Raw genomic sequence first — 16,988 nt, forward strand, 5'->3', positions numbered from 1 at the left:
GCATAGCCGACAGGGCAGGAGTCTTTTATCATGTCGTCCGCACTTCTCGATACGCTTCGCACGCTCGTCACCGACGGTGGCATGTCCCGTTCGGGCCTCGCCCGCGCCGCCGGTCTGCACGCCAATTCGCTCCGCAAGCTGGGCGAAAGCGACTGGAACCCAACCGCCGACACGCTGGGTAAGCTGGAAGCCTATCTGTTGAAGCGCGAGGGCGGCACCGCGCTCGCCAGCCCCGAAGAAATTATCAACGAAGCCCGTAATGGCCGTATGTTCATCTTGGTCGATGACGAAGATCGCGAAAATGAAGGCGATCTGGTCATCCCTGCGCAGATGGCAACACCCGACGCGATCAATTTCATGGCGACGCATGGCCGTGGCCTCATCTGTCTGGCGCTGACCAAGGATCGCGTCGACCAGCTGGGCCTTGACCTGATGAGCCGCAACAACGGCACGCGGCATGAAACCGCCTTCACCGTGTCGATCGAGGCGCGCGAGGGCGTGGACACCGGCATCAGCGCCGCCGACCGCGCGCGCACCGTGTCCGTCGCGATCGACGCGTCCAAGACCCGCGCCGACATCGTGACGCCGGGCCATGTCTTCCCGCTGATCGCCCGCGACGGCGGCGTGCTGGTCCGCACCGGCCATACCGAAGCGGCGGTCGACGTCGCGCGCCTTGCCGGCCTCAATCCGTCGGGCGTCATCTGCGAAGTGATGAAGTATGACGGCACGATGGCGCGACTGGACGACCTGATCGTCTTTGCCCAGAAGCACAAGATGAAGATCGGCACGATCCGCGACCTGATCGCCTATCGCCGCCGTCATGATCATATGGTCGAACGCCGCGCCGAAACCAGTTTCCACAGCCAGTGGGGCGGCGAATGGAAGGCGATCAGCTTCTACAACCGCGCGACCGAAAGCGAACAGCTGGTCCTGCAAAAGGGCCATGTGACCCCCGATCAGCCGACGCTGGTGCGCATGCACCAACTCTCGCTGCTGGACGATGTCTATGGCGCGCAGGGTCGACGTTCGGGCCTGCTGGCCAAATCCATGGAAATTATCGGACAGGAAGGATCGGGCCTGATCGTCATCCTGACCGACAATGACGACGGCGATTTCGTCAGCCGCTGCGTTCAGGCGCATGCCGGCACGACCCCGGCGGGCATGGACGAACTGCGCAATTATGGCGTCGGCGCGCAGCTGCTCGCCGAACTGGGCGTGCATGACATGATCCTGCTGTCCAACAGCCAGCACAGCCTGATCGCGCTTGACGGCTATGACCTGTCCGTGGTTGGGCAGCGTCCGATCGAGCTGTAAGGAACCCGTATCATGGCCAAATTCCTGATCGTCGAAGCCCGCTTCTACGACCATCTGAACGACCTGCTGATCGAAGGCGCGGCCGCCGCGCTGGAAGAAGCCGGTCATAAATATGATGTGGTGACGGTGCCGGGCGCGCTGGAAATCCCCGGTGCGATCGCGCTGGCGGCGGATAGCGGCCGTTATGACGGCTTCGTCGCCATCGGCGTGGTGATCCGCGGCTAAACCTATCATTTCGAAGTGGTGTCGAACGAAAGCGCCCGCGGCCTGATGGCGCTGAGCATGGACGCCATCGCCATCGGCAACGGCATCCTGACCGTCGAAAATGAGGCGCAGGCGCTGACCCGCGCCAAGCGGACCGAAAAGGACAAGGGCGGCGAAGCGGCCAAGGCAGCCATCGCCATGCTGGCGCTGCGCGACAAGTTCGGCGCCTGACCGCCATCGACGCCCAACCACTATCAACATGATGCCATGACGAAAGGGCGGTTCCCGCGTAGGGCCGCCCTTTTGCCGTCATCGACGGCTTTGACTTTAGGCGTTTCGCCCGCCACTCTTGCCCGCGACATGGCGACCGGACATATCGGCGCCCGATCCTGCGAGAGGCCGGAATGTTCCGAATATCCGCTGTTATGTTCGCCACGGCCCTTGCGATGCCAGCGCTTGGACAACCGACCGCCGTGGCCAGCCATCCGCGCGAGGCGGAGATATTGCGCGAATTCATCTACACCGACGCGCCCTATCCGCAGGCGCATGCGTCGACACTGGTGGAACTGACATCGGGCAGGCTGGCCGCCGCATGGTTTGGCGGTACGCATGAACGCAATCCCGATGTCGAAATATGGTTCGCCCGGCGCGGTCCTGCCGGATGGGAAAAGCCGCGGTCCGTGGCGACCGGCATTCAGCCATCCGGCCCGCGCCTGCCGACATGGAACCCGGTGCTGTTTCAGGACCCCGACGGCGCGCTTCAGCTATTCTACAAGGTTGGACCCAGCCCTTCGGCATGGTGGGGCATGGTCATCCGCTCCACCGACGATGGCCGGACATGGAGCAAGCCGCAGCGGCTGCCCGACGGCATATTGGGACCGATCAAGAACAAGCCGGTGCGCCTGCCCGATGGCGACTGGCTGTCGCCGTCCAGCACCGAACATCCGGGGAATGTCTGGCAACTGCATTTCGAGCGCAGCGGCGACCGGGGCAAAAGCTGGACCGCGACACCCCCGGTCGAATCCCCGGTGAAGCTGGACGCCATCCAGTCCAGCATCCTGTTTCACCGCGACGGATCGCTGGAGGCGGTGGCGCGCACGCGACAGGGCGCGCTGGCCATGACATGGTCAAAGGATCAGGGGCGCAGCTGGTCGCCGCTGGCCGCCATCGACCTGCCCAATCCCAATTCGGGGACCGACGCGGTAACATTGCAGGACGGGCGGCAACTGATCGTCTATAATCACAGCGGCCACCGGGCCAAACAGCCGGGCAAGGGGCCGCGCTGGCCGATCAACATCGGCCTGTCCGACGATGGCGTCCACTGGCGCAACGCCATGACGCTGGAAAGCGAGCCGCTGCCCAATGGCTATGCCTATCCCGCCGTCATCCAGACACGCGATGGGATGGTCCATATCAGCTACACCTACAACCGGGTGCGCATCCGTCATGTGGTGATCGACCCGAAGAAGTTGCGCTGACCGGCCATGACAAGGCCCTCCGGATCGGGTCCGGAGGGCCGTTACGCAATCGGGTCGAGCGTATCAGGCTACTGCCTGTTCCTGCGCCAGCGTCGGATAATCGGTATAGCCTTCCGCGCCCTGGCTGTAGAAAGTCGCCATGTTGCTGGCATTGACCGGCGCGCCTTCGCGCAGGCGATCAACCAGATCGGGATTGGCGAGCAGCGGGCGACCGAAGCTGATCGCATCGGCAAGTCCGCTGGCAAGATCCGCCTGCGCCCGGTCCAGATCATAATCGCTGTTGAGCACCAGAACGCCCTTATAATGCTGGCGGATCAGCGGAGACTGGCGCGGAACGTCGGTCGCGCCGAATGTGCCGTCCGGTCCCGGTTCGCGCAGTTCGAGCGACGCGATACCGATGCCGTCCAGCACCTGCGCGACATGGGCGAACAGGCTGGCGGGATCGCTGTCGTCCACGCCCTGCGAATCGCCATTGGGCGACAGGCGCACCGACACCCGGTCCGCACCGATGGCATCGGCCAGCGCCTGCGTCACTTCCCGCAGCAGGCGCACGCGATTTTCGATGCTGCCGCCATATTCGTCGGTGCGGAAATTGCTGTTGTCGCGCAGAAACTGGTCGATCAGATAGCCGTTGGCGGCGTGGACCTGCACCCCGTCGAATCCGGCGGCGATGGCATTGTGCGCGGCATGGACATAGTCGGCGATGATGCCGGGGATTTCCGCGATGTCCAGCGGCCGGGCCGTTTCATAGGGCTTCTTGCCTTCATAGGTGTGGACATGACCGGGGGCGGCGGTGGCGCTGGACGATACCGGCTGCTCACCCGTTACCGAACTGTGGACCGCACGCCCCATATGCCACAGCTGAACGATGATGCGCCCGCCCGCATCATGAACCGCCTGCGTCACCGGGCGCCATGCCGCGACCTGTTCGTCCGACCAGATGCCCGGCGCATAGGGCCAGCCCAGCCCCTGATGCGAAATGCCGGTGCCTTCGCTGATGATCAGGCCAGCGGAAGCGCGTTGCGCATAATATTCCGCCATCAGGGGCGTGGGCACATGGTCGCGGGTTGCGCGGCCACGGGTCAGCGGCGCCATCAGCACGCGACTGGACGCATCGATGGCGCCGATCTGGATCGAATCGAACAGGCTGGTCATGAAAAATCTTCCCTCACATCTGGTTGCAATTTGCAACGGGACTTGATGCGCAAAGCCAGCTAGGGAGCCGCCATGGCAAGTTCAACCCCTGTCGCCCATATCGGCATGCCCCGCATGGCTTTTCCAGCCCTGTTGCTGGCGAACCTGATATTGCCGCTTGGCCCGATATTCGTCCGCCTGTCTGATGTCGGGCCGGCGGCGGCGGCATTCTGGCGCCTGCTGATCGCCCTGCCCTTCCTGCTGCTGCTCGCCCGGCCCGGCCTGCGCCGCACGCCGCCGACGCGCGGCGAGTGGATCGCGCTGACATGGGCGGGGCTGGTGTTCGCGGCCGACCTTGCCGCATGGCATCTGGGCGTCATGCATACCAAAGTCGCCAACGCGACCATATTCGGCAATCTGAGCGGACTGTTCCTGCCCGCATGGGGCATGCTGGTGCTGCGCCAGAAGCCCACGGGGATGCAGGCCGCCGCGCTGATCATGGCCGGGGCAGGCGCGGCGGTCATGATGGGGGGCAGTTACGAACTGTCGATCCTGAACCTGAAAGGCGACCTGCTCTGCCTGTTGGCGGGGATTCTCTACACCGCCTATCTGCTGATCGTGCAGCGGGCGCGCGGGCGTCTGAACAGCTGGTCGGTGCTGGGCGTATCCAGTCTGGTCAGTGCGCCCGCTCTGTTGCTGTGTGCGCTGGCGCTGGGCGAACGGGTGATGCCGGGCGACTGGACGCCGCTGATCCTGCTCGCCCTGTCCAGCCAGCTGATCGGTCAGGGGCTGCTCACCTATGCCATCGGCTGGTTTTCGCCGCTGGTGCTGGGTGTCAGCCTGTTGCTGCAACCGGCCATCGCGGCGCTGCTGGGCTGGCTGTTGTTCGACGAATGGCTGAGCCTGCCCGACATGGTGGGGACGGCCGTCGTCGCCGCCGCTCTGGTGCTTGTGCGCCTGCCCGCACGGGCCTAGATAAAGGGTATGAGCGAAGCGACCGACGACCTGACCCTGGACGAAATCCGCGCCCTGCTGGCCCCGTTGCTGGCGCGCCATGCCGCGTTCGACGGCTGGCGGCGACAGGCGGTGTCGATGGCGGCGCAGGACAAGGGCGTGGACGCAGACATCGCCGCGCTCGCCTTTCCCGACGGGCCGATCGACATGATCGACGCCTGGTTCGCCAGCATCGACGCGCGCATGGTCGAAACCCTGCCGGCGGATTTCGTCGCCCTTTCCATCCGGCGCAAGGTCATCGCGCTCATCGAAGCGCGGCTGGCCCTGATCGCGCCCGACCGTGAGGCGCTGCGCCGGGCGATCGCGATCTTGGCGCTGCCGACCAATGCCGTGCGCGCGGGCAAGCTGGCATGGCGCGCCGCCGATGCGATGTGGCGCGCGGCGGGCGATACCGCCGCTGATTTCAACCATTATAGCAAGCGCACCACGCTGACCGCCGTCTACGCCTCTACCCTGCTGGTCTTCGTGGATGACGAAAGCGAGGGCCATGCCGACAGCCGCGCCTTCCTTGCCCGGCGCATCGACAATGTGATGCAGTTCGAAAAGGCGAAGGCGAAACTGAAGGGCGCGGGCGGCGGCGAACATCTCAGCCTGTCGCGCTTCATCGGGCGTCTGCGTTATCCGGCGATCTGATCCACCTATACCTTCGGGCAATGGCGCGGAAATGCGTTTTTGATGGCGTTAACGGATCGGTATTGATAGTGACTCGCAAAACATTGCCGAGAGTCCATCCCCCTTGCGCCTGACCGACCTGCCGTTACGCCAGCCTGCCTATGTCGACATGATCGACTGGTCCGCCATCAATGCATCGGAAGGTCAGCGCCTGCGGGAATTCGGCCTGTGCGAAGGCGCCAGCGTCGAAGCGCTCAACCGTGGACGGGTCTTCTTTTTCTTCGGCCACGGCCCGGTCGCCTGCCGCATCGGCCGCATGACCATCGCCATGCGTCGCAACCATGCCGCCGCGATCACGGTACGCACCGGACCGGACGGCATCGCGGCGGAGAAGACGGCATGAGCGGCCTTCCCCTGATCGCACTGGTCGGCAATCCCAATGCGGGCAAGAGCGCCTTGTTCAACGCGCTGACCGGCGCGCGGCAGAAACTGGGCAATTATCCCGGCGTCACCGTGGAGCGCAAGGCGGGGCGGCTGTCGCTGTCCGACGGACGGCCGATCGAACTGGTCGACCTGCCCGGCACATACAGCCTCGACCCCAACAGTCCCGATGAAAAGGTGACGCGCGATGTCGTGATGGGCAGCCAGTCGGGCGAAAAGCGGCCGGACGCGCTGGTCATCGTCGTCGATGCCGCCAATCTCGACAACCATCTGCATCTGACGCTGGAATTGCTGGCGCTGCGCCTGCCGACCATCGTTGCGCTCAACATGGTGGACCTTGCGACGCGGGACGGACTGGAACTGGACGCGGGCGTGCTGTCGCGCGAACTGGGCGTGCCGGTCGTGTCGACGGTGGCGGTGCGCAAGCGCGGCCTCGACCATCTGCGTACTGAGCTGGAAGGACTGCTGAACGGCGCGCCTGCCCCCTATCCTGCGACCGATGGCGCGATCGATGTGCCGCAGGATTTCGCCGCCGTGCGCAAGGAAGCAGGCCGCATCGCCCGCGCCGCCATCGTCCGCGAAACACCATCGCGCCGTCTGACGTCGGCCGTCGACCGGATTGCGCTGCATCCGGTTTCCGGCCTTGCCCTGCTGCTCGGCCTGTTGTTCATCATGTTCCAGGCGGTCTATGCCTGGTCCGAAGCGCCGATCGCGATGATCGAGGGGCTGGCCGAAGCCATCGCCAACACCGTGCGCGATGCCTTGCCGGATGGGATCGTCCGATCCTTCCTGGTCGACGGGGTGATCAATGGCGTCGGATCGGTGGTGGTGTTCCTGCCGCAGATTCTGATCCTCTTCTTCTTCATCCTGATGCTGGAAGCGACGGGCTATATGGTCCGCGCCGCCTATCTGATGGACGGGCTGATGGCAAAGGTCGGCCTGTCGGGCCGCGCCTTCATTCCGCTGCTCTCCTCCTTCGCCTGCGCGATTCCGGGGATCATGGCGACCCGCACCATCGCCGATCCCAAGGACCGCCTGACCACGATACTCATCGCGCCACTGATGACCTGTTCGGCACGATTGCCGGTCTATGCCGTCATCATCGGCGCGTTCATTCCGGCGCGCGACATCGGTTTCGGCATCGGCCTGCAGGGCTTCGTCCTCTTCTGCCTCTATGTGTCGGGGATCATCGGCGCGATGCTGGTGGCGCTGGTGCTGCGCATGACCGTGACGAAGGGCGCCAGCGGCGGTTTCCTGATGGAAATGCCGAAATATCAGTGGCCCCGCCCGCAGGACATATTGCTGGGCCTGTGGCAGCGCGCGATCATCTTCCTGAAACGCGCGGGCACGATCATCTTCACCTCCACCGTCATCCTGTGGCTGCTGCTCAGCTTCCCGCGCGTGCCCGACGGCAATCCGACCAGTCAGGTCGATCATTCCATCGCCGGGCGCATCGCCAGCGGCCTGAACGTCGTGCTGGAACCGATCGGCTTCAATCGCGACATATCGCTGGCGCTGATCCCCGCCATGGCGGCGCGCGAAGTCGCCGTGTCGGCGCTCGCCACCGTCTATTCGATCGATGCCGGCGATGACGAGGCGTTGCTGGAACGCAGCCTTGGCGACCGGTTGAAGGACCAGTGGCCGCTGCCGACCGCGCTCGCCTTCCTCGCCTGGTTCATATTCGCGCCCCAATGTATTTCGACCATCGCCGTCACCCGACGCGAAACCAACGGGTGGAAATGGCCGATGTTCATGGTTGGATACCTGTTCGTGCTCGCCTATGTCGCGGCGGGCATCACCTACTGGACCGCAACGGCAGCGGGACTATAAGGGCCGCTTCAAGAGTTTCGGAGGAATCATGGCAGGGTCTGTCAACAAGGTCATTCTGGTCGGCAATCTGGGCGCCGACCCGGAAGTGAAGAGCTTCCAGAATGGCGGCAAGGTATGCAACCTGCGTATCGCGACGTCCGAAAGTTGGAAGGATCGCATGACCGGGGAGCGCAAGGAGCGCACCGAATGGCACAGCGTCGCCATTTTTTCCGAAGGCCTAGTCGGCGTGGCCGAACGTTTCCTGCGCAAGGGGTCGAAAGTGTATATCGAAGGCCAGCTGCGCACCCGCAAATGGCAGGATCAGCAGGGTAACGACCGTTATACGACCGAAGTCGTGCTGCAGGGCCTGGGTTCGGTCCTGACCATGCTGGACGGTGCGCCCGGCGGCGGCGGTCAGGGCGGCGGCTTTGGCAGCGGCGGCGGTGGCCGGTCGCAACAGGGCGTCAGCGACTGGGGCGGCGGTTCGTCGGGCGGCTTCGATGGCGGCTATGACGATTATGCCGGCGGTCAGAGCGGTGGCTTTGGCGGCGGCTCATCGGGCAGCGGCTATGGTGGTGGCCGGTCGCAGGGGGGCAGCGGTTCGGGCCACGCGGGCAGCCCCAATTTCGATAATGACCTGGACGATGAAGTGCCGTTCTGATCGGCCCCATCGCCTGACCGATGATGAAATAGGGGCAGCCTTCCATGGAAGGCTGCCCCTATTTCCGATGATCGATTCAACCGTTCAGTCTGACAGGAATGATGCGTGAGACAGCCGCCGCCCGTCGGCGCATAAGCGGCGGATGAGCAGAATCGAACAGGCCATCGCCCTGCCCGTACGGCAGATCGTCCACCCCATGTCGCTTGCAACCGGCAGCGCCATTGCCCTGTCGGGGCTGGCGCTGCTGATCGTCAGGCTATGGTCTGCGTTCTGACGGTCGACGCCGTTTTGAGCATCATCCGATGAGATTGCACCGGATGATGCTCCAAGCGTCTTCTGTTTTGCGCATGATGCGAGCCGCCGGCTGATCCGGCCGACGTCATCATGCTTCAGCGCGCCAGTTCTTCCGTGGCGAAAGTGCGGATATGCGCGCCAAGGTCGGGCCGTTCCAGCGCCAGCGCCAGATTCGCCTCGATATAACCGGCTTTCGACCCGCAATCGAAACGACGCCCGTCGAAGGTCACGCCGTGGAAGGGCTGCTTGCCGATCATCGACGCCATGGCATCGGTCAGTTGAATTTCGCCGCCCGCACCCTTTTCCTGCGTTTCCAGGATCTTCATGACTTCCGGCTGCAGGATGTAACGGCCCGGCAGGATCAGGTTGGACGGCGCGGTGCCGAGCTTGGGCTTTTCGACCAGCCCCTTCACCTCCGTCAGGGCGCCGCTCCGCGCACCCGGATCGATCACGCCGTAACTGGGCGTCTGGTCCATCGGGATTTCCAGCGCGCAGACGAGATTGCCGCCGGTCTGCGCATAGGCGTCGACCATCTGCTTCATGCAGCCATGGCCCGGCGCGCCCTTCATGAATTCATCGGGCAGCAGGATGGCGAAGGGTTCATCACCAATGATGTCACGCGCAACCCAGATGGCATGGCCCAGGCCCAGCGGTTCCTGCTGACGCAGGAACACCGCATTGCCAGGGTCCAGCCGCGTGCCTTCCAGCGCCGACAGATCCTTGCCCCGTTCCCGCTGCGTCACTTCACATTCGAAGGCGATGTCGAAATAATCCTCGATCGCGCCCTTGCCGCGACCGGTGACGAAGATCATCTGCTCGATCCCCGCTTCGCGCGCTTCATCAACGGCATATTGGATCAGCGGCCGGTCCACCACCGGCAACAATTCCTTGGGCACTGCCTTCGTCGCGGGCAGAAAGCGGGTGCCGAGACCCGCCACAGGAAAGACGGCCTTACGGATAGGCTTATTCAAAGTCTTGGTCCCCTTTCGCTTGCGCGACCGGCCACTGGATTGCCGCAGTTGCGAAAAAGGTCAAGCGCCGCGTGCGGCGTTCAGACCGCAAGCAGACGATTGGCCACAACTTCCAGCGCCGCGATCTCACTCTCAAGATGCTCCAGCGCTATATGCTGCAAATTGTTCCGTCCGTCGCGACAGGTAAATCCGCCCGGTTCGGGCTGATGGAAACCCTGAATGATCAGCGCGCGAAACCGGTCGATCCGCTGCATATCGCGTTCGATCGATGCGATTTCGGTCAGCGCACTGGCATTGCGCCGGTCGCGCATGGCCACCATCGTGCGCAATTCGGTCATTAGCTTGGTCATGCTGGGCCGCGTGCGGGCGCCGACTGTCCGCACATCGCCCATCGCCTCCCGCAACTGCGTAATTTTCGCTTCCAGGCTCTGTTCCAGCATCGTCCACGCGCAGACCAGCCGACCCACGGCGCACAGCAACGCCGCATCTTCCGGCGCATAATCCGAAACCGCCTTCACACTCATGTCAGAAACCAATTGTAGACCCACGCCCCGCACTCCTTCTGCTTCCCGGTGTCAGGGCATGCGGAAAAAAAGGCCAGAGCAGGCGGGTCAGGCTCCCCGCAAGGGGGGCACGGACCGTCGGTTGCCGTGCAAAATCAACGGCGAATGGAGGCAGGCCAGCAATCTCAGGAACTTATTCAGAAATCGATGGCGATGCCCTTGCGTTCCCAATCGCCATAACGGACGGGGCTGAGTTCTTCATCATGGCGCGACGGCGCATCGATCGGGTCGCCCTGTGGCACGGGGGGGCTTTTGGAAAGATGGGCGGGCGGCTGCACATGCGCCGGACGCTTGCCGTTGAAGGTTCCCATGGACTGGCCTTTCGATTGCGAACGGGGTTGATCAACCCCATATTCATGGTCTGCGCGCTATCTGGGCCGCAAAGGAGACAAGTGCAAGTGAGCGGTATGAAGACGACCATGTTGCTGGCGGCGCTGACGGCGCTGTTCATGGCGCTGGGCTATACGCTGGGCGGCAGCGGCGGCGCGGTCATCGCGTTGCTGGTCGCGGCGGGCATGAACCTCTTCACCTTCTGGAACGCGGACAGGATCGTCCTGTCCATGCATGGCGCCCGCGAAGTCGATGCGCAGAGCGCGCCCGATTTCTACGATCTGGTGCGCGATCTGGCGCAGCGGGCCGCTCTGCCGATGCCGCGCGTCTATATCATCGATCAGGACGCGCCCAATGCCTTTGCCACAGGCCGCAACCCCGACAATGCCGCCGTCGCCGCCACCACCGGCCTGCTGTCGATGCTGAGCCGCGACGAAGTGGCGGGCGTGATGGCGCATGAACTGGGCCATGTGAAAAATCGCGACACGCTGATCATGACGATGGTCGCGACCATCGCGGGCGCGATTTCGATGCTGGCCAATTTCGGCCTGTTCTTTCGCAGCGGCGATCGGGAAGGCCATGGCAACATGATCGCCAGCCTGCTGGCGGTGATCGTCGCGCCCTTTGCCGCGATGATCGTGCAGATGGCGATCAGCCGCACGCGCGAATATGGCGCCGACCGCGCCGGGGCGGAAATCAGCGGCAATCCCCACGCCCTTGCATCCGCCCTGTCTAAGATCGCGGGACAGGCACAGCGCATCCCCAATCCTGTGGCGGAACGCAATCCGGCCGCGGCGCAGCTGTATATCGTGCCCACCCATGTCAGCGAACTGTTTTCCACCCACCCCGCGACCGAGAAGCGCATCGCCGCCCTGCAGGATATGGCGGCGGAAATGGGCGCACCTACCATAGGCAGGATGACGGAAAGGCCGCGCGCATCGGCCCTGTCACCCGTTGCCGCCGCCCCGACTGCAACACCGCCTGCGACACCAACCGCGGCGCAGCCACGCCGCCGCAGCGCGCTCGACCCGCATGGGCGCTGATGCCAGTCGATGAGATTGGAGAGGTCGTCATCGATGCGACCGGCGTGGTGCTGCGCCACGCCGGAGGACTGGTCGTCGACTTGACCGTCGATCATATCTTTTCCCGCCACACAGCCCGCTTCTTTCACGGCATAGGCCGTCGCATGATCGCCATCGCCACGCTGGGCGGAAAGCGCATCCCTTCCTCGCTGCGCACCGTGCCAAGGGGTAGCCATGCCCGCCCCCCCGGTCGGACTGGCTGGCATTGTGGACCGGCGTGACATGCTGGATCGCGCTGTTTCTGACGATCGGCTTTGGCGTCTCCCATTATCTTTAGGGCCTGCTGAGGTCGGCCGGAACGGTCGACGGCTCGGATCATGCGGAACTCAGGAGGCAATAAGGGCATCGCTCGATTCCATCTGATCACACTATGCTCTGCGGACGAAAGGGCGTAGGGGCCGCTCATGTCCCGCCCCCAAAATCGCCGCTCCAGCAATCGCCCCGCCGCGCCCCGCGCCGACGATGTTCCCGGTTTCCCCGCCCGCCGCGCCGCGCTGAAGCTGCTGGACGCCGTATTGCGCCGCGGCGATCCGCTCGAACTGGCGCTGCATGGCGCGGCACAGGGCCTGCCCCCCGCAGACCGCGCGCTGGTGCATGCCATCGCCGCCGAAGCGCTGCGCCACCTGCCCGATCTGGACGCGCTGATCGACGGTGCGACCAGGCAGCCGCTGCCCGATGATGCCAAGGCGCGCATGGTGCTACGCATTGCGCTGGTTCAGACGCTGGCGCTCGACACGCCGCCCCATGCCGCCATCGCGACCGCGCTGCCGCTGGTCGATGGCGGGCCGCGCAAGCTGGTCCATGGCGTGTTCGGCACGGTCACGCGCAGCGAACCGTCATTGCCATCGCCCCCGACCCTGCCCGCCGATGTCGCCGAACGCTGGGCCGGGCAATGGGGCGACGCCATGCCCGTGGCCGCCGCCCATGCCTATGGCCAGCGCCCGCCGGTGGACGTCAGCCTGCGCGACGCGGCGCAGACGGCGACATGGGCGGAGGCGCTGAACGGCGCATCCTTCGCGCCGGGCCATGTCCGCCTGCCCGATGGCGCGTCCATCACCGATCTGCCGGGCTTTGCGGAAGGCGGCTGGTGGGTGCAGGACATCGCCGCATCCTGCGCCGCGCGCCTGCTGGGCGCGGGGAATGGCCGCCATGTGCTGGACCTGTGCGCCGCGCCGGGGGGCAAGACGATGCAACTGGCCGCCGCGGGGTGGCGCGTGACCGCCATCGACCAGTCGAAAAAGCGGCTGGAGCGGCTAACCGACAATCTGGCCCGCACCGCCCTGTCCGCCGACATCGTGCAGGCGGACCTGCGCCAGTGGCAGCCCGAAGGACCGGTCGACGCGATCCTGCTCGACGCGCCCTGCACCGCGACCGGCATCTATCGCCGCCATCCCGACGTCCTGCATCGCATCGGACCGCGCCAGATTGCGGAACTGGCCGAATTGCAGGGCGAACTGCTGGCGCGCGCCGCCGGGTGGCTGAAACCTGGCGGACAGATCGTCTATGCCACCTGTTCGCTGGAACGGGCGGAGGGGGAGGATCAGATCACTCGCTTCCTTGCCGATCATCCCGACTTCGCACTCGCCCCCGCGCGGCCGGACGAACTGCCCCGGGCCATGGCGCCCGCGCCGCAGGGCTGGCTGCGCACCCTGCCCGACATGCTGGCGGACCGGGGCGGCACGGACAGCTTTTTCATCGCGCGGCTTGTCAGAAGGGCAAACTAACCCTTAACCACACTCGGCGTAGAAGGGCCTTTCCTGTTCAGGAGCCGGTGCGTGCGTCCGATCGAGCCATTACCACTCAACCATAGCTGGCCGCTATATGACCTGCGCCAACATCTGGCGCCGGTGCTGCTCGATTCCACCATCGCCCATAATGACGCCGCGCTGGCTGAGCGGGGGCTGGGCCTGTGGCATTGCGATCTGGCGGACAACGCGCTCAGCTGGACGGCGGGGGTGTACGACCTGTTCGGGCTGGAACGCGACAGCATCGTGCCGCGCGCACTGTCCGTATCGCTTTACGCCCCGGATTCGCGGGAAGCGATGGAGCGGCTGCGCGCCTATGCCATCCGTCACCGGCGCGGATTCACGCTGGACGTCGACATTCATCAGGCCGACGGCATGGGACAGTGCGCGATGCGGCTGATCGCCGCGCCGATACTAAACGATGACGGGGTGGTCGTGGGGCTGCACGGCGTGAAGCAGCTTTTACCCAAAGGATCGGCCGCATCCCATCGGCTGGACCCGACGATTTTCGTCATGCTTTAAAACGGCTTGCGCGAACGGCCGGAAACAATCGCGACTCGCCTGAAAATCCCCGTTGCCCTTGCCCCCGACGGCGATTAAGGCCGACGGTTAATGACCCGTTCCATTCTGATATCCCCATCCATCCTGTCCGCCGACTTTGCTCGTCTGGGCGAGGAAGTCCGCGCCATCGACGAAGCCGGTTGCGACTGGGTGCATATCGACGTGATGGACGGCCATTTCGTGCCCAACATCACCATCGGCCCCAATGTGGTGAAGGCGTTGCGCCCGCACACGAAGAAGATATTCGACGTCCACCTGATGATTTCGCCGGTGGACCAGTATCTGGACGCCTTTGCCGCCGCCGGATCGGACATCATCACCGTCCATCCCGAAGCGGGTCCGCACATCCACCGCACCGTCCAGCATATCAAGTCGCTGGGCGTGAAGGCGGGCGTGGTGCTGAACCCCGGCACGCCGGCCAAGATGCTTGATTATCTGATGGACGATGTCGACCTGATCCTGGTGATGAGCGTCAATCCCGGTTTCGGCGGGCAGAGCTTCATCGAAAATCAGCTGCGCAAGATCGAGGCGATCCGCAAGATGATCGACAAGAGCGGCCGCGACATTCACCTGCAGGTCGATGGCGGCATCGATTTCAATACCGCGCCAAAGGCGATCGCGGCGGGCGCCGACGTGCTGGTGGCGGGCACCGCGACCTTCCGCGGCGGGCCTGACGCCTATGCCGACAATATCCGGAAGCTGCGGGGCGGGTGAGCGAACCCCGGCGCCTCCCCCCCCGTTCGACGCAGGACTTCGCCCCGCAAGCAGGCGATGACAGCATAGAACAGGGCAAGCGGCTCATCCGCGTCGCGGATGACAAGGGGTTGTCGCTGGCGCAGAAAATCGCCAATCAATTCTACCTGCTCAGCTGGAAGACGCCGATCCACGGCCGCAAGCTGAAGGGCAAATATCCGCTGAAGCTGCTGGCCGTGCCGGATGACGCCATTCCGGGCGACCGGCGCGCGGGTGCGGCGATCCGCACCGGATATTTCCTGATGCGCGGGCAGAAACTGCCCATCGACACGCTGGATTTCACCCGCCTGTCGATCGGCCAGAGCTTCGCCGACTATCTGCACAGCTTTCGCTGGCTGCGCGACCTTGCCGGATCGGCATCGCGTGAACAGGGCGCGCCGATCGCCGAAAGCGTGATGCGCAAATGGCTGTCCGCCCATCATGAAACGCCCAGCGAACCGGCATGGCGCGCCGACAATGCGGGCTGGCGCCTGCTGTTCTGGACCGCCCATGCGCCATTGATCCTGTCATCGAGCGACCTTGTCTATCGATCGCTGGTGCTCAACTGCATCGCGCGCACCGCCCGCCATCTGGACCGCAGCGCGGACAAGGCGCCGATGGGGCTGCCGCGCCTGGTGGCATGGTGCGGCATCGTCGCGGCGTCGCTGCTGATCCCCGGCGGGGGACCGCGCAAGCTGTTCGGCGAAGCGGGCCTGAAACGCGCCATCGACACCGGATTCCACGCCGATGGTGGCATCGTGTCGCGATCCCCGCTGGCGCAGACCGAAGCGGTGATGCTGCTGTCCATGTTGCGCGCCGTTTATGATGTGCGCCGCGAAACGCCGCCAGCCTGCCTGATCGACGGCCTGACCCGCGCGGTCCCCGCGCTGCTGGGCCTGACCCATGGCGACGGCGGCCTTGGCAGCTGGCAGGGCGCAGGCGCGATCGCCCCCGATATGGTCGCCGCCGTGATCGAGGCGAGCCGCGTGCGCACCCGCCCGCTGCGGCAGGCGCGCGACTGGGGCTATCAACGGCTGGCGGCTGGCGCGACCGTGCTTCAGATCGACGCCGCCCCGCCGCCGGTCGCCCGTCTGGCCGAAGCAGGCTGCGCCTCCACCGGCGCGATAGAGATTAGCGACGGGCCGCTGCGCCTGATCGTCAATTGCGGCGGCGCTGCGCTGGAGGGCGCATGGATTCCCCGCGATCTGGCGCAGGGGCTGCGCACGACGGCTGCCCACAGCACGCTGGTGCTGAACGACAGCAATTCGACGGCGCTGCTGCCCGACGGGACGCTGGGCAAGGGCGTGACCGAAGTCGAACTGAACCGGCAGGAACTGGACAATGGCAGCCGGCTGGACCTGTCCCATGACGGCTATGTCCGGCGCATGGGCTATGTCCACCGTCGCCTGCTGCTGATGAGCGGCGATGGCAAGGAAATCCGGGGCGAGGATATGCTGACCCCCGCCGAACGCCGTCGAAAGCCATCGAAACAGCCGGTGCAGCTGCGTTTCCATCTGGCGCCCGGCGTCGAACCGACGCTGACCGCCGACAATATGGGCGCCTTGCTGCGCATCGACCTTGGCCCGCTCTGGCAATTCCGCGCGGGCGCTGGCCTGCTGACCGTAGAGGACAGCCTGTGGGTCGATGGCGACGGCCGCCCGCATCCGACCCGTCAGCTGGTCGTGACGGCCGAAGCCCTGCCGGGCGGATCGAATATCGGCTGGATCTTCAAACGCGTCGGATGACGGCCTGTCCACGGACCACGCCTTCATGACGCATCCTGATCTGTCCTACACCGCGCATCCCTGATCTATTCTGTCCGATGCCGCCCACGTTACGCCCCTTCCCCCCACACACACGCCGGACGCTGTCGCGCCGGTGGCGCGTTTGTGTTGCGCTCTGTCGCGCAGGGGTCGCGCGCATGACGCGTCACCGGCGCGCATAGGACGCATCGCTGTCGCCTTTGCGGCGCAACAGGCGTCAAAATGCCCGTCAGACCCCCACGACGGTGTGAACTTCGACCTGTCGCGCCACTGTCGCGCC

The 16,988-nt window shown here is 65.0% G+C and carries 18 protein-coding genes and 1 pseudogene; 15 read left to right on the forward strand and 4 right to left on the reverse strand.

The annotated features are described in order from the left end of the window. Positions 1 to 30: 30 nt before the first annotated feature. The 3 genes and pseudogenes from ribB to ACOJSJ_RS07910 all read left to right on the forward strand — a co-directional run bounded on the left by ribB (position 31) and on the right by ACOJSJ_RS07910 (position 2,996). On the forward strand, positions 31 to 1,314 hold the full coding sequence (gene ribB, locus ACOJSJ_RS07900; protein WP_420144437.1) for a 3,4-dihydroxy-2-butanone-4-phosphate synthase: 1,284 nt from the start codon (positions 31 to 33) through the stop codon (positions 1,312 to 1,314). 12 nt (positions 1,315 to 1,326) lie between these two features. Next, a pseudogene (gene ribH, locus ACOJSJ_RS07905) lies at positions 1,327 to 1,749 on the forward strand (6,7-dimethyl-8-ribityllumazine synthase). Between the two features lie 242 nt (positions 1,750 to 1,991). Beyond that, positions 1,992 to 2,996 carry a sialidase family protein gene (locus tag ACOJSJ_RS07910; RefSeq protein WP_420144438.1) on the forward strand — a complete coding sequence of 335 codons (1,005 nt, stop codon included), beginning with the start codon at positions 1,992 to 1,994 and terminating at the stop codon, positions 2,994 to 2,996. 63 nt (positions 2,997 to 3,059) lie between these two features. Here the strand turns inward: ACOJSJ_RS07910 and ACOJSJ_RS07915 are convergent, their stop codons facing one another. Next, the gene (locus ACOJSJ_RS07915; RefSeq protein ID WP_420144439.1) at positions 3,060 to 4,151 is read right to left on the reverse strand and encodes an alkene reductase; all 1,092 of its coding nucleotides are present in this window, start codon (positions 4,149 to 4,151) and stop codon (positions 3,060 to 3,062) included. 72 nt (positions 4,152 to 4,223) lie between these two features. Here ACOJSJ_RS07915 and ACOJSJ_RS07920 point away from each other — a divergent pair, with 72 nt between their 5' ends. The 6 genes from ACOJSJ_RS07920 to ACOJSJ_RS07945 all read left to right on the forward strand — a co-directional run bounded on the left by ACOJSJ_RS07920 (position 4,224) and on the right by ACOJSJ_RS07945 (position 8,941). Further along, positions 4,224 to 5,105 carry a DMT family transporter gene (locus ACOJSJ_RS07920; protein WP_420144440.1) on the forward strand — a complete coding sequence of 294 codons (882 nt, stop codon included), beginning with the start codon at positions 4,224 to 4,226 and terminating at the stop codon, positions 5,103 to 5,105. Positions 5,106 to 5,114: 9 nt separating this feature from the next. Continuing rightward, positions 5,115 to 5,777, forward strand: a complete 663-nt coding sequence (locus tag ACOJSJ_RS07925; protein WP_420144441.1) for a COQ9 family protein — start codon at positions 5,115 to 5,117, stop codon at positions 5,775 to 5,777. A gap of 103 nt (positions 5,778 to 5,880) precedes the next feature. After that, a complete protein-coding gene (locus ACOJSJ_RS07930; RefSeq protein ID WP_420144442.1) occupies positions 5,881 to 6,159 on the forward strand; it encodes a FeoA family protein in 279 nt (92 codons plus the stop codon). After that, positions 6,156 to 8,027 (forward strand): ferrous iron transporter B, encoded by a 1,872-nt coding sequence (gene feoB / locus ACOJSJ_RS07935; protein ID WP_420144443.1) that lies wholly within the window; start codon positions 6,156 to 6,158, stop codon positions 8,025 to 8,027. Before ACOJSJ_RS07930 ends, feoB begins: the two co-directional genes overlap by 4 nt. A 28-nt stretch (positions 8,028 to 8,055) precedes the next feature. Then, positions 8,056 to 8,667 (forward strand): single-stranded DNA-binding protein, encoded by a 612-nt coding sequence (ssb, locus tag ACOJSJ_RS07940; protein ID WP_420144444.1) that lies wholly within the window; start codon positions 8,056 to 8,058, stop codon positions 8,665 to 8,667. Positions 8,668 to 8,809: 142 nt separating this feature from the next. Then, on the forward strand, positions 8,810 to 8,941 hold the full coding sequence (locus tag ACOJSJ_RS07945) for a hypothetical protein (RefSeq protein WP_420144445.1): 132 nt from the start codon (positions 8,810 to 8,812) through the stop codon (positions 8,939 to 8,941). Between the two features lie 115 nt (positions 8,942 to 9,056). Here ACOJSJ_RS07945 and ACOJSJ_RS07950 read toward each other — a convergent pair whose 3' ends face one another. The 3 genes from ACOJSJ_RS07950 to ACOJSJ_RS07960 form a co-directional block, all read right to left on the reverse strand. Beyond that, on the reverse strand, positions 9,057 to 9,932 hold the full coding sequence (locus tag ACOJSJ_RS07950) for a UTP--glucose-1-phosphate uridylyltransferase (protein WP_420144446.1): 876 nt from the start codon (positions 9,930 to 9,932) through the stop codon (positions 9,057 to 9,059). Positions 9,933 to 10,012: 80 nt separating this feature from the next. Then, positions 10,013 to 10,456: a hypothetical protein gene (locus tag ACOJSJ_RS07955; RefSeq protein WP_420144447.1), complete on the reverse strand. Its 444-nt coding sequence runs from the start codon at positions 10,454 to 10,456 to the stop codon at positions 10,013 to 10,015. Positions 10,457 to 10,632: 176 nt separating this feature from the next. Continuing rightward, positions 10,633 to 10,806: a DUF1674 domain-containing protein gene (locus tag ACOJSJ_RS07960; RefSeq protein WP_420144448.1), complete on the reverse strand. Its 174-nt coding sequence runs from the start codon at positions 10,804 to 10,806 to the stop codon at positions 10,633 to 10,635. A gap of 87 nt (positions 10,807 to 10,893) precedes the next feature. Between ACOJSJ_RS07960 and htpX the strand changes: the two genes are divergently transcribed. The 6 genes from htpX to ACOJSJ_RS07990 all read left to right on the forward strand — a co-directional run bounded on the left by htpX (position 10,894) and on the right by ACOJSJ_RS07990 (position 16,690). Then, positions 10,894 to 11,868 carry a zinc metalloprotease HtpX gene (htpX, locus tag ACOJSJ_RS07965; RefSeq protein WP_420144449.1) on the forward strand — a complete coding sequence of 325 codons (975 nt, stop codon included), beginning with the start codon at positions 10,894 to 10,896 and terminating at the stop codon, positions 11,866 to 11,868. Next, entirely contained in the window at positions 11,868 to 12,128 is a 261-nt protein-coding gene (locus tag ACOJSJ_RS07970; protein WP_420144450.1) for a hypothetical protein, read from the forward strand. Before htpX ends, ACOJSJ_RS07970 begins: the two co-directional genes overlap by 1 nt. Before the next feature lie 183 nt (positions 12,129 to 12,311). Beyond that, complete coding sequence (locus tag ACOJSJ_RS07975; RefSeq protein ID WP_420144451.1) at positions 12,312 to 13,631, forward strand: RsmB/NOP family class I SAM-dependent RNA methyltransferase; 1,320 nt, start codon at positions 12,312 to 12,314, stop codon at positions 13,629 to 13,631. Positions 13,632 to 13,682: 51 nt separating this feature from the next. Further along, positions 13,683 to 14,174, forward strand: a complete 492-nt coding sequence (locus tag ACOJSJ_RS07980) for a diguanylate cyclase (protein ID WP_420144452.1) — start codon at positions 13,683 to 13,685, stop codon at positions 14,172 to 14,174. A gap of 90 nt (positions 14,175 to 14,264) precedes the next feature. Further along, positions 14,265 to 14,927 (forward strand): ribulose-phosphate 3-epimerase, encoded by a 663-nt coding sequence (gene rpe, locus ACOJSJ_RS07985; RefSeq protein WP_420144453.1) that lies wholly within the window; start codon positions 14,265 to 14,267, stop codon positions 14,925 to 14,927. Then, the gene (locus ACOJSJ_RS07990; RefSeq protein WP_420144454.1) at positions 14,924 to 16,690 is read left to right on the forward strand and encodes a heparinase II/III family protein; all 1,767 of its coding nucleotides are present in this window, start codon (positions 14,924 to 14,926) and stop codon (positions 16,688 to 16,690) included. Before rpe ends, ACOJSJ_RS07990 begins: the two co-directional genes overlap by 4 nt. Positions 16,691 to 16,988: the final 298 nt, after the last annotated feature.

Origin of the sequence: Sphingobium sp., assembly GCF_048594625.1 — a bacterium.
Taxonomy (GTDB): domain Bacteria; phylum Pseudomonadota; class Alphaproteobacteria; order Sphingomonadales; family Sphingomonadaceae; genus Sphingobium.

What these genes read in the sequence shown, in the direction of transcription:
- ribB (WP_420144437.1), top strand. Translation starts at nt 31, where the DNA reads ATGTCGTCCGCACTTCTCGATACGCTTCGCACGCTCGTCACCGACGGT.
- ACOJSJ_RS07915 (WP_420144439.1), bottom strand. Translation starts at nt 4,151, where the DNA reads ATGACCAGCCTGTTCGATTCGATCCAGATCGGCGCCATCGATGCGTCC.
- ACOJSJ_RS07920 (WP_420144440.1), top strand. Translation starts at nt 4,224, where the DNA reads ATGGCAAGTTCAACCCCTGTCGCCCATATCGGCATGCCCCGCATGGCT.
- ACOJSJ_RS07925 (WP_420144441.1), top strand. Translation starts at nt 5,115, where the DNA reads ATGAGCGAAGCGACCGACGACCTGACCCTGGACGAAATCCGCGCCCTG.
- feoB (WP_420144443.1), top strand. Translation starts at nt 6,156, where the DNA reads ATGAGCGGCCTTCCCCTGATCGCACTGGTCGGCAATCCCAATGCGGGC.
- ssb (WP_420144444.1), top strand. Translation starts at nt 8,056, where the DNA reads ATGGCAGGGTCTGTCAACAAGGTCATTCTGGTCGGCAATCTGGGCGCC.
- ACOJSJ_RS07945 (WP_420144445.1), top strand. Translation starts at nt 8,810, where the DNA reads ATGAGCAGAATCGAACAGGCCATCGCCCTGCCCGTACGGCAGATCGTC.
- ACOJSJ_RS07955 (WP_420144447.1), bottom strand. Translation starts at nt 10,456, where the DNA reads ATGAGTGTGAAGGCGGTTTCGGATTATGCGCCGGAAGATGCGGCGTTG.
- ACOJSJ_RS07960 (WP_420144448.1), bottom strand. Translation starts at nt 10,806, where the DNA reads ATGGGAACCTTCAACGGCAAGCGTCCGGCGCATGTGCAGCCGCCCGCC.
- ACOJSJ_RS07970 (WP_420144450.1), top strand. Translation starts at nt 11,868, where the DNA reads ATGCCAGTCGATGAGATTGGAGAGGTCGTCATCGATGCGACCGGCGTG.
- ACOJSJ_RS07975 (WP_420144451.1), top strand. Translation starts at nt 12,312, where the DNA reads ATGTCCCGCCCCCAAAATCGCCGCTCCAGCAATCGCCCCGCCGCGCCC.
- rpe (WP_420144453.1), top strand. Translation starts at nt 14,265, where the DNA reads ATGACCCGTTCCATTCTGATATCCCCATCCATCCTGTCCGCCGACTTT.